15 protein-coding genes are annotated in these 15,300 nt (G+C 47.3%); 12 read left to right on the forward strand and 3 right to left on the reverse strand.

Annotation, left to right across the window (positions count from 1 at the left end):
• Positions 1-22: 22 nt before the first annotated feature.
• Positions 23-1,393 carry an MBL fold metallo-hydrolase gene (locus FEN17_RS18220; protein ID WP_138366739.1) on the forward strand — a complete coding sequence of 457 codons (1,371 nt, stop codon included), beginning with the start codon at positions 23-25 and terminating at the stop codon, positions 1,391-1,393.
• Between the two features lie 6 nt (positions 1,394-1,399).
• Here the strand turns inward: FEN17_RS18220 and FEN17_RS18225 are convergent, their stop codons facing one another.
• Both FEN17_RS18225 and FEN17_RS18230 read right to left on the reverse strand, forming a co-directional pair.
• Positions 1,400-2,773, reverse strand: a complete 1,374-nt coding sequence (locus FEN17_RS18225) for a sensor histidine kinase (protein WP_138366740.1) — start codon at positions 2,771-2,773, stop codon at positions 1,400-1,402.
• Positions 2,770-3,447, reverse strand: coding sequence for a response regulator transcription factor (locus FEN17_RS18230; protein WP_138366741.1), 678 nt, complete (start codon positions 3,445-3,447; stop codon positions 2,770-2,772). Before FEN17_RS18230 ends, FEN17_RS18225 begins: the two co-directional genes overlap by 4 nt.
• 141 nt (positions 3,448-3,588) lie before the next feature.
• On the opposite strand from FEN17_RS18230, the gene FEN17_RS18235 reads away from it, so the two are divergent.
• The 11 genes from FEN17_RS18235 (at position 3,589) to FEN17_RS18285 (ending at position 14,839) form a co-directional block, all read left to right on the forward strand.
• Entirely contained in the window at positions 3,589-4,974 is a 1,386-nt protein-coding gene (locus FEN17_RS18235; protein WP_138366742.1) for a TolC family protein, read from the forward strand.
• A gap of 21 nt (positions 4,975-4,995) precedes the next feature.
• Positions 4,996-8,187, forward strand: a complete 3,192-nt coding sequence (locus tag FEN17_RS18240; protein WP_138366743.1) for an efflux RND transporter permease subunit — start codon at positions 4,996-4,998, stop codon at positions 8,185-8,187.
• On the forward strand, positions 8,168-9,292 hold the full coding sequence (locus FEN17_RS18245) for an efflux RND transporter periplasmic adaptor subunit (RefSeq protein WP_171037949.1): 1,125 nt from the start codon (positions 8,168-8,170) through the stop codon (positions 9,290-9,292). The genes FEN17_RS18240 and FEN17_RS18245 overlap by 20 nt, the downstream gene beginning before the upstream one ends.
• The gene (locus tag FEN17_RS18250) at positions 9,273-9,659 is read left to right on the forward strand and encodes a YidH family protein (protein WP_138366745.1); all 387 of its coding nucleotides are present in this window, start codon (positions 9,273-9,275) and stop codon (positions 9,657-9,659) included. Before FEN17_RS18245 ends, FEN17_RS18250 begins: the two co-directional genes overlap by 20 nt.
• Positions 9,659-10,285: a class I SAM-dependent methyltransferase gene (locus tag FEN17_RS18255; RefSeq protein ID WP_205748169.1), complete on the forward strand. Its 627-nt coding sequence runs from the start codon at positions 9,659-9,661 to the stop codon at positions 10,283-10,285. The genes FEN17_RS18250 and FEN17_RS18255 overlap by 1 nt, the downstream gene beginning before the upstream one ends.
• A 37-nt stretch (positions 10,286-10,322) precedes the next feature.
• Positions 10,323-11,216 carry a LysR family transcriptional regulator gene (locus FEN17_RS18260; protein ID WP_138366746.1) on the forward strand — a complete coding sequence of 298 codons (894 nt, stop codon included), beginning with the start codon at positions 10,323-10,325 and terminating at the stop codon, positions 11,214-11,216.
• A 141-nt stretch (positions 11,217-11,357) separates the two neighbouring features.
• Positions 11,358-11,597, forward strand: a complete 240-nt coding sequence (locus FEN17_RS18265; RefSeq protein WP_138366747.1) for a DUF2892 domain-containing protein — start codon at positions 11,358-11,360, stop codon at positions 11,595-11,597.
• Between the two features lie 18 nt (positions 11,598-11,615).
• Entirely contained in the window at positions 11,616-12,659 is a 1,044-nt protein-coding gene (locus FEN17_RS18270; RefSeq protein WP_138366748.1) for a c-type cytochrome, read from the forward strand.
• A 37-nt stretch (positions 12,660-12,696) separates the two neighbouring features.
• Positions 12,697-13,158 carry a DsrE family protein gene (locus FEN17_RS18275; protein WP_138366749.1) on the forward strand — a complete coding sequence of 154 codons (462 nt, stop codon included), beginning with the start codon at positions 12,697-12,699 and terminating at the stop codon, positions 13,156-13,158.
• Positions 13,159-13,211: 53 nt separating this feature from the next.
• A complete protein-coding gene (locus FEN17_RS18280) occupies positions 13,212-14,093 on the forward strand; it encodes a molybdate ABC transporter substrate-binding protein (RefSeq protein ID WP_229208874.1) in 882 nt (293 codons plus the stop codon).
• A 5-nt stretch (positions 14,094-14,098) separates the two neighbouring features.
• Entirely contained in the window at positions 14,099-14,839 is a 741-nt protein-coding gene (locus FEN17_RS18285) for a substrate-binding domain-containing protein (RefSeq protein WP_138366750.1), read from the forward strand.
• Between the two features lies 1 nt (position 14,840).
• Here FEN17_RS18285 and FEN17_RS18290 read toward each other — a convergent pair whose 3' ends face one another.
• Positions 14,841-15,062, reverse strand: a complete 222-nt coding sequence (locus tag FEN17_RS18290; RefSeq protein WP_138366751.1) for a copper chaperone — start codon at positions 15,060-15,062, stop codon at positions 14,841-14,843.
• Between the last annotated feature and the right edge of the window lie 238 nt (positions 15,063-15,300).

The following is a 15,300-nucleotide window of genomic DNA, read 5'->3' on the forward strand; positions in this document are numbered from 1 at the left end:
TTTTGAAATAAAAAAGAGAATCATGAAAATCCATCAATTTGAAGATCAATATCTTTCGCATTACAGCTATGCTATTTTGAGCGAATGTGAGAGCAAAGTCGTATTAATTGATCCAGCCCGGAACCCGCAGCCATATTACGATTTTGCTGCACAGAATGGCGCAGTGATCATTGCAGTAATAGAAACCCATTCACACGCTGATTTCGTCAGCAGTCACTTGGAAATCAGTCAGACAACAAGTTCTCCAATTTACGCAAGTGCCCACACCGGGGCAAGCTATGACCATATCCCTTTCGATGATGGCAGTTCGCTTTCGTTTGGAAAGATTGTGCTGAAACCTTTAAACACCCCCGGGCACTCCGAGGATAGTATTTCAATTGTTTTGGAGCACAATGGCATCGCCAAGGCCATTTTCAGCGGGGATACGCTGTTTATTGGGGATTGTGGCCGTCCGGATCTGAGGGAATCGGATAGTGATGCCAGCAGTCAGCGGGAGAAACTTGCAGCGAAGATGTACGATTCTCTGCGCGAAAAGATTCTCACCCTGGACGACGCTGTTGTGCTTTATCCGGCCCATGGTGCAGGGACACTTTGTGGAAAAGCGCTTAGCGATGCAAACAGCAGCACGATCGGGCAGCAGAAACTTACAAACTGGTCATTACAAGAAATGAACAAAGAGGACTTTATCAAAAGACTTACGTCAGACCAGCCTTTTATCCCCGTCTATTTTCCGTTCGATGTTGCACTTAATAAAAAAGGTGCTGCGCATTTCAAACTTGGTGTCGAAGGTGTAAAGAGAATTGACTTAACGACGGAGCCTCAAAATCGCTTGGAAGATAACATTCTGATCATCGATACCCGTGATGAACGAATTTTTAAAGAGGGACATTTGCCCAATTCGGTCAACATGATGGATGGAAAGAAGTTTGAGACCTGGCTGGGAAGTATCATCAAGCCTGAAGAAACATTCTACCTAACCGGAGATTCCTGGCAGGTTTTAGAAAGGCTAATTGAGCGCACGGCCTCCATCGGATACGAACCAGCCATCAAATCAGCTTTTCTGGTGGGGCCTGCGCGACAACAGTCGCCACTTCTGGATAGGATACATTTCCGCCAGAATCAGAATGAGTATACCATTATCGACGTAAGAAACCTTTCGGAAGCTGCTGAAGATAAAATTTTTGAAAGCAGCATTTCTATTCCCCTTGCCGACATACGTGAAAAAATAGGGTTAGTTCCACTTGACAAACCAATCGCGGTTCATTGCGCCTCAGGGTATAGAAGTGCAGTCGGAAGCTCATTGATTGCTGCATTACTTAATGGTCAGGTACAGGTTTTTGATATTGGTGATTTTGTGAAGGAGTTTCAGCCACAGCCCGGTGAACTTAAATGAGTAGCGCTAATCATCCAGAGCCAATGAGGGCAAATGAACAGATATGGTAGTTCCCACTTTATCCTTAGAAAGTACATTCAACCGGCCTCCAAATAGGTCAATGATTTTTTTGGCCAGGGTTAGGCCAAGTCCGAAACCGGGCAGGTTTCTTACATTACCTGCACGCATCATGGGAAGAAATACATCGTCTATCTGCGAGGAGGGTATACCGACGCCTTGGTCTCTGATCTCAATGATCACCCAAAGCGGCTCGTAATCCACTTTAAGGTCAATCGGTTTTTGAGAGGAATATTTGCTGGCATTATCCAGGATGTTAATGAGCACAGTACGCAGCAAAGTAATGTTGCCCATGATCCGTATGTTCGAGCTGTGTTCAGTGAAAGTATCTGTGAGCTGGAAGTTGATCTGCTGCTCTGGATATTTTTCCCCGAAATAACTGATTGTGTCAAAAACAGTATCGACAATATTGATATCTTCTTTCAAACGGTCAGACTGCAAGCCTTCTACTTCCGCGAGTTGCAGAAGTGAATTGGCCAAATCTATTGCTCCTTCCAGTCTGACCAATGCTTTTTCAAGACTTTGCCGAATGTCGGGGATATTGTTATCGTAGGCGAGTGACGTTTCCAAAATTCCTTTCACCACGGTTAGAGGGGTGCGGATCTCGTGGGATGCGTAGGAAACAAAATGTTCCTGACTACTGGCCAGCCCCTGTAACCGGCTTAATAATTCATTAAAAGAACTCGCAAGATAGCCAGCCTCGTCGCGCGCGGCGGCCCCTCCCAAGCGAAAAGAAAAATCATTTACAGCTGCCGGGTTCATTTGCCTGATTAGCCCATCGAATGGTCGCATCGCGCTTCTTGCAAACAGAAAACTCGCGATTGAAACAATCACTAACAAAATCACATTCCCGCTCGCAAGAATAAAGAACAGGCTATCGTTGGCCTGAAAACCATTGACATCATATGCCGTTACTACGGACACATATTTGCTTCCATTAATATTAAAAGACAATGCTACACCCTCCTTGGGTTTTTTCCAGGGATGCGCATGGTAGCTGAAATAAACCTCTTTAAGCCGGGCTTCTTTAACCAGAGCCGGAGTTAGCGTGTAGTCCGCCTTGCCCGAAGACTGGTAGATGATGCGGTTTGCACTGTCCACTAAAAATTCATGCTGGTCGGGTAAGGTCAGATAGCTGGACCGATGGAATTCCAACCGATTTTGAAAATAAAGCTGTCCGGCCAATGCCCTCCGCTGCAAACGGCTGCGCATCAGCGACTCGCGGTAAGATTCATAAGTCTGGTAAATAAAAAATGAAAATAGTAGTAGAAGCGTCGCTACCAGAAGCCCGAAGCCAATCGTGATACGTTGTTTGATGCTCATGGCTCTGGCCCCAGCAAATAACCTACACCGAAAACAGTGTGTAATAAACGCGGCTCTCCCTTATCGATTTTTCTACGCAGATAATTCACATATACGTCTACCACATTGGTATTGGTATTGAAATGTACATCCCAGACATTTTCGAGCAGATCGACACGGTTAATGACCTTTCCCTGATTGAGCATAAAATATTCGAGTAGCGCATATTCTCTGGCTGTAAGCTCTACACGCTCACCACCCCGCCAGACCCGATGAGAATCCGTTTCCACTTCCAGGTCGAGAAGTTGCAGCCGTTTAGGCCGGGGTGCACGGGATGGGTGCCTACGCGCCAATGCCCGCAAGCGGAACATCAGCTCTTTGAACGCAAATGGTTTTGCAAGATAGTCGTCGGCACCCGCCTCAAAACCCAGCACTTTGTTGTCGAGGCTACCTAGCGCGGTAAGCATGATCACGGGTACGGCAGGCCAGTTCTGCTTGATGAACCGGCATAGGTCGTAGCCGTTCAAACCAGGCAGGTTCACATCCAGCACCACGACGTCGAATTTGTTCTCATTGACCATACTGCGCCCGATTACCCCGTCGAACGCGACCGAAACGGTAGCACCCTCAGAATGTAACCCTTTCTGAATGAATTGAGTAAGTTCCAGGTCGTCCTCTACAATTAAGACATTCATGCTGCTTGTGTTCACTGTTTCTTTCGGTAAAATTAAGAATCGCGGGTCGAAGAAAACTATAATCTGATCCTTCTCACCAAATTCTAATAACCCTCTCAATACCCTCTAATCAGGTGCCCACTTAATTTGAAGTTGAGCACGATGAACAAATACATGAACCGCTGTCTATTTCTAATCCTTTTTTGTTTCCAGGCACAACTCTTCCCTGCCGCTGCGCAGGTTCTTAGTATGGAGAGCGCAGTTGAAGCAACTATCAATCATTATCCTACGCTAGCAGCACAAAGGTCTGCGTTGGAAGCTTTTAGGGCAAATGTGCAAGTGCTGCGCGACAACCGATTGCCTAACGTTCGCCTTCATGACCAGATCAATCTCGGGACTGCCAACGGACTTTCGGGTTCTTATTTTTCGATGGGACTGATTGTGCCCACCTCGGGCGGGCGCAGGCCTGATAATTCCATGAGCCTGGCCTCGGGCAACATTGCATTGGCAACAACCGACTGGGAGGTTTACAATTTTGGCCGGTTCCATGCCGAAAATAAACTGGCCGAAGCAGATATTGCCGTAGGGGAGTCAGGCTTGGAGCGTGAGCAATTTGCGCTGCGTCAGGTGGTAATCAACACTTATCTTGATTTGGTCTGGCTGAGGCAAAATCTAAAAATCGAACAGCAGAACCTTGCAAGGGTCGATACGGTACGCCGTATCATCAACAATCTCGTCCAAAACGGAATCCGGCCAGGACTGGATTCGTCGCTGGCTTCGGTGGAGCTGTCCCGCGCCAAGCTGAGCTACTATCAAATGCAGGAGGAATACCGCAGGGCCAGTGTGCAGCTGGCGACATTAACTGGCCGGGAGATAGACGATGTTCAGATCGATACCACTTTCAATGCTGCACTGCTAATGGGAGAACCTGCGCCGAGCAACGTATTGGCTAGCCACCCGCTGCTGAATTATCGTAACAGACTGCTCACCCGCCAAAATGCGGAAATCGACATGATCCGCAAATCCGCACTGCCGAGGATTTCCGTGCTGGCTTCCGTCTGGGGCCGTGGTACGAGTCTCGACATTGATAACAACTTCGGTCCGATCGGCCAGGGGTTCGGATATAGCCGAACCAACTTTTTGTTGGGTGTAGCTGCGACGGTTAATCTAACTGATTTCAAAAGGGTCAAGACCCGTGCTGTCCAACAACAATGGCGGGTGAGGGAAGCAGGTAGCCTGCTGACGGTAGAGCAGGTGCAGTTGCAGAATACGCTGACTATGGCAGACTCGGTGATGGCAACAATACGGCTGGCATTGGATGAGCTCCCGGTCACACTACGATCGGCAACGCTTGCCTATCAGCAACGCATGTCACTTTATAACAACGGGATCGAAAACATTCTGGGCATTACAGAGTCCCTGCAGCTATTGACAAGGGTTGAAAAGCAGGTGATCGATGTGCAGCGCAGGGCCGTGGCCGTCAGGTTGCAAAAGGCTTACGCAACCAGCGATTTCGGCCCGTTTTTTGATCTTTTCAGGCGACAATAATTCCGAATCAACAATAACGGTATGCTCTCAGCTTCATTAAAACGCCCCGTTTCCGTGATGGTACTCATCGCAGGGCTTGTATTTTTCTCGATCATGTCCGCCACGCGGATACCGATCGATATTTTCCCCCGGCTCAACTCACCGGTCATCTATGTGATCGAACCTTATGGAGGTATGTCGCCTGCGCAGATGGAAGGTTTTTTTGCGACGCGTATGCAGGACCAGTTTCTGTATATCGGTGGGATCAAAGAAATTTCCAGCAGAAGTGTGCAGGGATTGACGGTTGTCAAACTGTCCTTTTACGAGGGTAGCGACATGGCGCAGGCTGCCGCTGAGGTAGCGATCCAGGTCAACCGAGCTATGAAATTTTTCCCTCCTGGTGCATTGCCTCCGCAAGTCGTTCGCTACGATGCTTCCTCGGTACCGATCGGCGATCTGGTTTTTAGTAGTAAAACGCGTTCGCTCAAAGAAATCCACGAGCTGGCGGTGACCAGGATCAGGCCATTATTCTCAACGGTACCCGGCCTGACCGCACCGCCACCCATTGGTACCAATTCACGTACGATTGTCATTAACCTGGACCCGCAAAAAGTCAGAAGCCTGAATATTTCCCCGGATGAAGTAGTGGAAGCTCTGGCAGCCAACAATGCGATGACCCCCTCGGGTAATATCCGCATTGGTAATACTTCTTACATCACCACGCTCAACTCACTGGAAGAACAGGTTTCCGACTTCGGTCAGATTCCTGTAACAACCGATGGCCATCGTACTGTTTTTCTCAGGGATCTGGGAAATGTTGCTGACGGCTCCGATGTGACGGCTGGTTACGCGTTGGTAAATGGCAGCCGCTCTTCTTACATTCCCGTCGTCAAAACCGCTGACGCTTCTACCTGGGATGTGGTAACGGCATTGAAAGCGAAGTTACCGGAAATGCGCAACCTTCTGCCGGACGACATTGAGGTGGCTTATGAATTCGACCAGTCTGTTTTTGTAATCAATTCGGTCAAAAGCCTTCTTTTTGAAGGTGGCCTCGGTGCTATCCTAACTGGCCTGATGGTCCTGCTTTTTCTGGGCGACTGGCGTTCGTCGCTCATTGTTATTATTACGATACCTGTCTCTATCGTGGCGGCCGTACTCATGCTGAGCCTGGCGGGTCAGACAATCAATATCATGACCTTGTCGGGCCTGGCATTGGCCATCGGCGTACTCGTGGATCAGGCGACGGTAACCATTGAAAATATTCACCAGCACATTGAAATGGGCAAGCCTCAAAAGCAGGCCATTTACGATGCCTGTAAAGAAGTTGCGCTTCCACTACTTCTAATCCTGCTTTGTATCATTGCTGTTTTCGCGCCTTCCTTCATTATGTCGGGCGTGCCGCGGGCCATGTTCCTGCCGCTTTCGCTTTCGATCGGTTTCGCAATGACGATCTCCTATTTCCTTGCCCAAAGTCTTGTTCCGATTTTGGCCAATTGGATGTTAAAAGAACATGTTCATGTGGCTGATACAGTAAGCAAAATGACTTTTTTCGACCGGGTTAGAAATGGTTTTATGTGGCAAAATGAACGGTTTGTCAAAAGCAACAAATTGGTGGTCGGTATTTATCTAATTGTGATTTTTGCATTGGCAGCGGCCGGTTTTCTCTGGATTGGAAAAGATATGCTTCCCCAGCTCAACTCGGGACAAATGGTCATCCGAATGAAAACGCCTGACGGAACCCGGCTGGAACGAACCGAGGAAAAGGTTAATCAGTTGTTGGCGCTTGTCAATGACGTTTCCGGTGACCACCTGGCTGTTTCATCTGCCTATGTTGGTGTTGTGCCTACCAACTACGCAACCACCAATTTGTACGTGAGTACGAGCGGCTCGAATGACGCGGTGATCAAAGTAGGCCTCGAGCCAGAATACAAAACCAATATGCAGGATTTAAAAGAAAAAATCCGCGAAGCCGTAGCCGAAGACATGCCTGGTATTACGCTGTCTTTCGAACCAGCCGATCTGACCGAGAAACTCATGAGCGGCGGCGCATTCACGCCCATTGAGGTACAGGTTGCAGGAAGAGATATGAAGGAAATTGAAAGTTATGCCAATAAACTGGTGAAGGGATTATCTGAGCTCGATCATTTACGGGATGTGCGCATTATCCAACCGCTCAAATTTCCCGTTATCAACATCAAGCTCGACCGTCAGAAACTGGCGACCATGGGTCTGAGTTTGCAACAAACCGCCCGTTCAATCACCGCCTCCACATCTTCAAGCCGGTATACCGAAAAAAACCAGTGGCTCGACCAAAAGGCGGCTTACACTTACCAGGTCCAGGTGCAAATTCCGGAATATGCCATGCGGAATCTTTCCCAGTTGAAGGAAATTCCATTGGTAGCAGGCCAGCCAAGACCGGTTTTAGCTGATGTTGCTACGTTTTCAATCGATACACTTCCGGGGGAATACGCCCGTGTAGGCCCCCGCCGATTTGTAACGGTTTCTGCCAATATTCATCACCAGGATTTGGGCAATGCAACCAGGTCTGTCCAAAAAGTAATTTCGAACTTAGGCGAGGTGCCGAAAGGTCTTGTCACGCAAGTGAAAGGAATGTCTTCACTTCTAACCGAAACCCTGGACAGTTTGCAGCTCGGATTGGGCATTGCGATCGTGGTGATATTCTTACTTCTGGCCGCTAATTATCAGTCTTTCAAATTGTCGCTGGTAATACTCTCAACTGTTCCGGCAGTAATTGTTGGCTCCATTGCCTTTCTGCTACTCACCGGAAGCACGCTGAACCTACAGTCTTATATGGGAATTATCATGTCGACTGGTATTTCTGTGGCGAATGCGATTCTGATTGTCACTAACGCCGAGCGGCTGCGGTGGGAATACCGGGACGTTCGGCGTGCGGCATTGGAGAGTGCAACTGTTCGTCTGAGACCCGTATTGATGACCAGTTTTGCCATGGTAGCCGGAATGGTGCCGATGGCGCTTGGTACTGGTGAAGCTGGCGAACAAGTTGCTCCATTAGGCCGTGCGGTAATTGGGGGTTTGATCGCCTCAACACTCGCCGCGCTGTACATCGTTCCGCAGGTTTATGTGTTTTTACAGAACAAAACCGCTTATAAAGATCCGTCCCTTTTACCTGGCGGGGATCATTCATCTCCCTCATCAGATTTACAAGCAAATGCCCACTCAGACCAAACTTCTTATGAAAAACAGATCATATAAATGTCTCGCGTTGGCATTTGGGATAGCCGTCCTGAATGCTTGCTCGTCATCCGAATCAGCGGAAAATAAGACATCCGAAAAGCGTGTCAAAAAAACGGTTTCCGTAAAATTTGGTACGGTGACCCTGCAAAAAGTAGGTCAGCATATCCAGCTGCCGGGAGAGTTTCTTGCATTTCAAGAGGTAAACATTTATCCCAAAGCCGATGGTTTTGTGGAAAAAGTACTGGTAGATCGCGGCAGCCCGGTACGAAAAGGCCAGGTGTTGATGGTACTGGAAGCCCCCGAAACGGAGGAACAACTTGTTGCGGCGCGCTCGAACTACCTAAAAGCCAAGGCCATGCTGGTGGCAAGCCAGGAACATTATAAACGGCTGAAAGCCAGCGCGGGGATCAGGGGCTCGGTATCTGCGCTCGATCTTGAAAGCGCCAATGCGAAGATGATGTCAGACAGCGCAGCAGCCATGGGCGAGCAAGCTAATTTCGGGGCACTGACCACAATCAAGTCTTATCTGATTGTTCGCGCACCCTTCGATGGGGTAATTACCGAGCGCAATGTCCATCCCGGCGCGCTGGTTGGCTCCGGCGTAAGGCTTCAGGGACCCATGCTGATGTTGCAGCAGCAGAACAGGCTAAGGCTTGTCGTGGATGTGCCTGAAACTTACAGTGTTGCTTTGAAGCAGGGAAAGGAAGTGACATTTACGATCAATGCGATGCCCGGAAAACAGTTTAAAGGGAAAATCAGTCGACGCTCGGGCAATATGAACCAGAAATTCCGGTCCGAAACTGTGGAAATTGACGTGGCCAATGCCGGAAGAGAAATCAAGCCGGGCATGTATGCTGAGGTGGTTTTTGCCCCGGAGGGTACCCAGGGATCGCTTACTGTGCCGAGTTCGTCAGTGGTAACTTCCACGGAGGGACAGTATGTTATTAAGGTTGTAGATGGCAAAACTGAATTCGTGGAAATAAGAAAAGGGATGCAGGAAGACGATTTAACGGAGGTATTTGGAGCGCTTCGTGAAGGAGATAAAGTTGTTACCAATCCACGCGATGATATGAAGAATGGCACGACAATTGATATCATGAAGAATGATGAATCTAGCCAATGATCACAAGAAGAATGCGGGAGATCACCTTGCCAACGAAAGGACCTTTCTGGCATGGGTCCGGACCAGCATCGGTATCATGGGGTTTGGTTTCGTTGTTGTCAAGTTCTCGTTGTTCGTTCGGCAAATCGCGGCTGCGTTAGGAAGCAAATCACAAGTACATTCTACGGGTTATTCACCTGTTATTGGAGTGTTATTGGTTAGCTTAGGGGCGCTGACAACGCTATTTTCCTATGTCCGTTATATGAATACAAAAAAGCAGTTGGAACAGGGGCAATACTATCAGTCCTCCCTTTTAATCAAAGTCATGACGGCAGTGATCTTTTTGGCCAGCATATTGCTCATTATTTATCTGATTAAGACAACCTGATGATGGACAACACACTTCAAAGCCATTGGGACAACACTTACTTATCCAAGGGGCCTGACCAGTTGAGCTGGTCGCAGAACCTGCCTGAACCCTCACTTTCGCTGATAAAGTCCACCGGCATCACAAAGACAGATGCGATCATCGATATCGGAGGCGGCGATGCCACACTGATCGAAAATCTGCTCAGCGAAGGCTATTCGGATTTGACCGTTCTGGATATTTCCAGTGCGGCCATTGACAGGGCGAGAAAACGACTTGGGGAACGCGCAGAAAAGATAAAATGGATCGTGTGCAACATCCTGGATTTTGCTCCGGCCCGGCCCTACAAGTTATGGCACGACAGGGCAACTTTTCATTTTTTGACAGAAACCCAGGATATTAAAAATTATAAGCATATCGTCAGCGAGTTTGTAGATAAGGATTTGATCATCGGAACCTTCTCTGAAAATGGCCCCACAATGTGCAGCGGATTGCCGGTGAGAAGATACAATCTCGAATCATTGGAATTATTTTTTAATGATGATTTTCAGCTCAAGCAAAGCGTCAATTCCGATCATGTTACGCCATTTGGTTCAGTACAGAACTTTCTTTTTACACATTTTTTCAAAGGACAGCTCATAGACTAGAAGGTTAGGAAGTCGTTATCGCACCCCACCAATTACTATGAATTTTGATTTTCGCCTTCGGGTTTTTCATACTGTTGCCAAGCGGCTCAACTTTACAAAAGCGGCAGATGAGCTTTTCGTTACCCAGCCAGCAATCACAAAACATATTCGCGAACTCGAAGCGCAGCTAAAAACCAAGGTTTTTGACCGGAACGGTACAAAAATCAAGCTGACACGCGCGGGCGAGCTGTTGCTTGCGCGAACGGAGCAGATCTTTGAGATTTACCGCGCACTTGAATTTGAAATCAATGCGCTGAATAATGAAAATAGTGGCATGCTAAGGATTGGGGCCAGCACCACCGTTGCCCAGTATGTATTGCCATCGTTGCTGGCGGCTTTTCATAACCGCTTTCCGGAAATCGAGGTCTCATTGGTAATCAAGAATACCGACCAGATCCAACTGGCCTTAACCGAGAAGCAAATCGATATAGGCATCATCGAAGGAAGATCACGTGATCCTAAGATACATTATGCACCATTTCTGAATGATGAAATCGTCCTGGTTACCAGCGCCCGGAGCACCATTGCCAAAAATGGGACAATCACACTTGCTGAGCTGGCCCGCATCCCTATCATCCTCAGAGAGCCGGGCTCGGGTACCTTGGAGGTGATTGCCTACGCATTGAAAGTGAAGGGGGTCTCATTATCGGACCTGAACAAACAAATGCAGCTGGCAGGGAGTGAGAGTATCAAAAGATACATACAGAATGCGCCCTGTGCCGCCTTCCTTTCCATCCATTCCATTTTGGATGAGCTATCCCACAACCAGTGCCGTGTGATCGACATCGAAGGCTTTTCAATAGAAAGGGCTTTTCACTTTGCCACGCTCCATGGCCAACCGGATGGCCTGGCTGAGTTATTCATGAACTTCGCTGTTCATCACAAAAAGTAATTCAAAATAGGATTCTTATGGATCCTATTTTGAATTGATATTACCTGAGGTTATCACTGATCACTTTTTACGATTTCTTTGACGGCAGCTAACACCTCATCTTTGTAATGGCAATAGGCCAAAAACTTAACCATTTTCAAGATGAAAACGACCCATGAACTTCCGTTAAATGTCACACTCTTTGAAACAATTTTGAGGTTGTGCGTGATGATGTGGCTGCCTTTCCTGCTGTATTTTCCAGGACTGATCATTTATCTCCTCGTGGCCGCCTACTATTTGCTGGTGACAGCCATGACAAGCTTTTGTCCCATAAAGTATTTATGGCAGCGATACCGTCACATCGAAATTCCCGTGGCCAAACAAGCATTACAATTTCACTGACAACACCAGCCAGACCCAATGGAAAAGATACAGAAAACACTGGCCTTGCTCAGTAACCTGCTTAAAAGTTTGCTTGCCATTGCCTCATGTCTGCTGCTCTTTCTGATAGCGTTGATTTGTGCACCAAGGTATTTTCAAGAATTAGTCACGCCGTCTGAAAAAGTTGCTGCTTTGGATGCACCCACCAAAGTATCACAACCCAAAGCAAGAATGTGGCAGGCACCAGACACCTCAGATATCCCCACGAATGAACAAGGTGATTTGATCCGGTACGGGCGAGAGCTGATTGTACATACAGCGGAGTACCTGGGGCCAAAAGGCAAAGTAATGCAGATTAGCAACGGCATGAATTGCCAGAATTGCCACCTGGATGCAGGGACAAAAATTATGGGTAACAACTATGCTGCTGTATATAGCACCTATCCAAAGTTCAGGGCGCGTTCAGGCACCAAAGAAACGGTGATCAAACGGATTTCGGATTGTTTTGAAAGGAGTCTGAATGGAACAAAACCCGACAGCGCCAGCAGGGAAATGACTGCAATGGTGGCTTACATGAAATGGCTTGAAAAAGATACACCCAAGGGGGAAACGCCCAAAGGAACGGGTTTGGAAAAACTTGCTTATCTGGACAGAGCGGCAGATCCAAAAAACGGTAGTCTGATTTATCAAGCAAAATGCGAAAGCTGTCATGGCGTCAACGGGGAAGGAATATTAAACCCCCAGAAAAACGCTTACGTCTATCCCCCGCTTTGGGGCAAAAATAGCTACAACGACGGAGCGGGGCTCTACAGGGTTTCTTCCTTTGCAGGTTATGTTGTGAACAACATGCCCTTCGGCGCGAGTTATGAAAACAAGCTGTTGACCGATAAAGAAGCCTGGGACCTTGCTGCGTTCGTCAATTCTCAGCCTCGCCCTCACAAAGACCAGAGCAGCGACTGGGTAGATATCAGTAAAAAACCCATCGATTTTCCGTTCGCACCTTATGCTGATGGTTTTTCGCAGAAACAGCACAAACTCGGGCCTTTCGAGCCAATTTCGGAAGCTAGAAAAGAAAGTAAATAATGTAAATCGTATCATAACCTTTTAAATACCAAACCAAATGAAAACTCTTAAAACGATGCTATTCGCTGCGTCCATATTTGTTACAGCAGCAGCAATCGCCCAGAACAAGCCCGTCAACCCAGCCGATTTTCACGGGGCGACCGCCGATAAAAAATCCTACAAAGTGGTATACCAGCTTAACAGCGATGACGAAAAGGTGATTAAGGCGACGATGAAGAATATCATGAATGCCCTGGATGATCCGCGGTTAAAAGGAAAACTGGAAGTAGAGCTTGTCGCGCATGGCGGCGGGGTAACCGTGTTCAGAAAAGATCAGCCCTACGAAACACAGCTGAAAGTATTGCAAGAGCGCGGGGTCATCCTGGCTGAATGCGAGAACACAATGCGTGAGAGGAAAATCAGCAAGGAGGAACTTTTTGATTTCATCTCCTATGTACCCAGTGGAAACGGGGAAATTATTATTCGGCAACAACAAGGATGGGCCATCGTCCATCCATAACATCAAGCACTATGAGAAACTACATCATTTTGATCATATTAACAATCAGTATCATGATTGATAATCAAGCAAAAGCACAGGAGCACAACTTCGATCCGCCGTGGAATAAACCCCCAACAGACGGCCTGCAATTTACCGTGAAAGGAATTGACAATGTACCAGACTTATATGGCGATATAACAGACCCGGAACTGACGATATTTTTCGCTGGTAATCAATTCATGGTCATTGACGAATTACTGGCAGAGTTCAAAAAGGCATATCCTGCCTATAACAGGATATTTGCAGAGACTTTGCCGCCCGGGATATTGGCCAAACAAATTAAAGAAGGCTCAATTACGATCGGTAACATGCGCATATCACATAAGCCGGATGTATATACAGCAGGGAAAACGCGCATCGAAGAGTTCGCTCCGCTTTTCAACCGGACCGAGGCGTATGCCGGAAATAAGTTAGCAATCATGGTGCAAAAAGGGAATCCGCTTAATATAAACGGGCTTAAAGACCTGGGACGTAGCGATGTAAAAGTAAGTATGCCCAATCCAGAGTGGGAAGGTATCGGAAAACGGATTGAAGACGCTTACGTAAAAGCAGGCGGCCGAGCACTGAAAGAGCAAATAATGAAAGAAAAGGTAGCCGCGAAAACTACATTTTTAACGCAGATCCACCATCGGCAGACTCCCATGAGAATACTTTATGGACAATCCCAGGCAGGTCCGGTTTGGTACTCAGAGGCGTTATACCAAAAGATGATCGGACATCCGTTGGAATTGGTCAGCATTCCGGATAGCGAGAATATTGAAGCAACTTACATGGCAGGTAAACTGCGGGAAGCGCCGCATCCCAAAGCGGCGTCAGATTTTATGGATTTTCTGGTGAGCGCTAAGGCCAGGGAAATTTACCGCAAGTATGGTTTTACCGATTTAAACAAATAGTCGCGATGAGAAATTTGGTTCATATCATAGGTTTTCTGCTGCTAGCCAATCAAGCTTATCCGCAAACTGATACCCTATTTGTATACGGTCCGGGCGGGCCTTCGGCAGCGATAAAGGAATGTGCGGATATTTTCTCGAAAGAAACTCGAATACCTGTCGTAGTTAATTCTGGCCCTGAAACTAAATGGATAGAAAAGGCCAAAAAAGATGCTGACGTTGTATTTGGTGGCTCCGAGTATATGCTCACGCAATTTGCTGCTGATCATCGGGGGCTGCTGGATGAGACAACCAGAATTGAGCTTTACAAGCGCAGTGCAGCAATTCTGGTTCGCCCAGGGAACCCTAAGAAAATTAAGATGTTTGTTGATCTGGCCAAACCGGGTGTCAGGCTATTGGACGTGAATGGAGCTGGACAGTTGGGGATGTGGGAGGACATTGCTGGCAAATTCGATGTGATCGCCGGAATACAGCACAATATCAAATCTTCATTCTCGAACACCGCCCTGGGTATCGAAGCCTGGAAATCGGACACGACTTACGACGCTTGGATTACGTATAAAACATGGCATTTTCCATTGAAGGAAATCACCCAATTGATCGAAATCCCAAATCAGTCCACAGTTTTTAGAGGTACCCCTATTGCTTTGACATTGAAAGGCAAGGACGGTCCCGACGGCAAACGCTTCCTGGATTTTCTAAGAAGTTCGGCAGGGCATCGGGTATTTCAGCGTTGGGGTTGGGAATAGGTTACGGCCTTCCAACCGCCTCCGCGCTAAATCCGGCCTGAATAACTGCTTCGATAACATTTTCTCCAATCCTGTTGTCGGTAGTTTGGACTGTAAGCAGCTTGTCAGAGTCGGAAAGATCGATGTTCCAACCATCTACATGCTTCAAATTATTTAGAAAGGGTGTCACTACGGTGACGCCCTCTTTATCTTTTATGCTGGTCTTGAAATTTAGCGTTTCCATTGTTTGCAAATGTTTAGATCACTGTATCCACACATTCTTGGTGAATGTAATGTGAGCGAAGCTAGCTAGACCGATAAAATCGTACCAACTCTAATAGCTTACGCATGGATAAATGACAGAAGTGAAGTTGAGGCAGGATTTTTGTATCACCAACCAATAATTATGTAATAATTGCTACTTTGGATTTTGCACATTTGTTGATCCAGTCAAGAACGATTTTTTGAAGCAGTAATTTATT

Origin of the sequence: Dyadobacter luticola (assembly GCF_005860805.1) — a bacterium.
Lineage (GTDB): Bacteria > Bacteroidota > Bacteroidia > Cytophagales > Spirosomataceae > Dyadobacter > Dyadobacter luticola.

Excerpts from the sequence above, each read along its gene's own strand:
- FEN17_RS18220 (WP_138366739.1), top strand. The coding sequence starts at position 23 with ATGAAAATCCATCAATTTGAAGATCAATATCTTTCGCATTACAGCTAT.
- FEN17_RS18225 (WP_138366740.1), bottom strand. The coding sequence starts at position 2,773 with ATGAGCATCAAACAACGTATCACGATTGGCTTCGGGCTTCTGGTAGCG.
- FEN17_RS18230 (WP_138366741.1), bottom strand. The coding sequence starts at position 3,447 with ATGAATGTCTTAATTGTAGAGGACGACCTGGAACTTACTCAATTCATT.
- FEN17_RS18235 (WP_138366742.1), top strand. The coding sequence starts at position 3,589 with ATGAACAAATACATGAACCGCTGTCTATTTCTAATCCTTTTTTGTTTC.
- FEN17_RS18240 (WP_138366743.1), top strand. The coding sequence starts at position 4,996 with ATGCTCTCAGCTTCATTAAAACGCCCCGTTTCCGTGATGGTACTCATC.
- FEN17_RS18245 (WP_171037949.1), top strand. The coding sequence starts at position 8,168 with ATGAAAAACAGATCATATAAATGTCTCGCGTTGGCATTTGGGATAGCC.
- FEN17_RS18250 (WP_138366745.1), top strand. The coding sequence starts at position 9,273 with ATGATGAATCTAGCCAATGATCACAAGAAGAATGCGGGAGATCACCTT.
- FEN17_RS18255 (WP_205748169.1), top strand. The coding sequence starts at position 9,659 with ATGATGGACAACACACTTCAAAGCCATTGGGACAACACTTACTTATCC.
- FEN17_RS18260 (WP_138366746.1), top strand. The coding sequence starts at position 10,323 with ATGAATTTTGATTTTCGCCTTCGGGTTTTTCATACTGTTGCCAAGCGG.
- FEN17_RS18265 (WP_138366747.1), top strand. The coding sequence starts at position 11,358 with ATGAAAACGACCCATGAACTTCCGTTAAATGTCACACTCTTTGAAACA.
- FEN17_RS18270 (WP_138366748.1), top strand. The coding sequence starts at position 11,616 with ATGGAAAAGATACAGAAAACACTGGCCTTGCTCAGTAACCTGCTTAAA.
- FEN17_RS18275 (WP_138366749.1), top strand. The coding sequence starts at position 12,697 with ATGAAAACTCTTAAAACGATGCTATTCGCTGCGTCCATATTTGTTACA.
- FEN17_RS18280 (WP_229208874.1), top strand. The coding sequence starts at position 13,212 with ATGATTGATAATCAAGCAAAAGCACAGGAGCACAACTTCGATCCGCCG.
- FEN17_RS18285 (WP_138366750.1), top strand. The coding sequence starts at position 14,099 with ATGAGAAATTTGGTTCATATCATAGGTTTTCTGCTGCTAGCCAATCAA.
- FEN17_RS18290 (WP_138366751.1), bottom strand. The coding sequence starts at position 15,062 with ATGGAAACGCTAAATTTCAAGACCAGCATAAAAGATAAAGAGGGCGTC.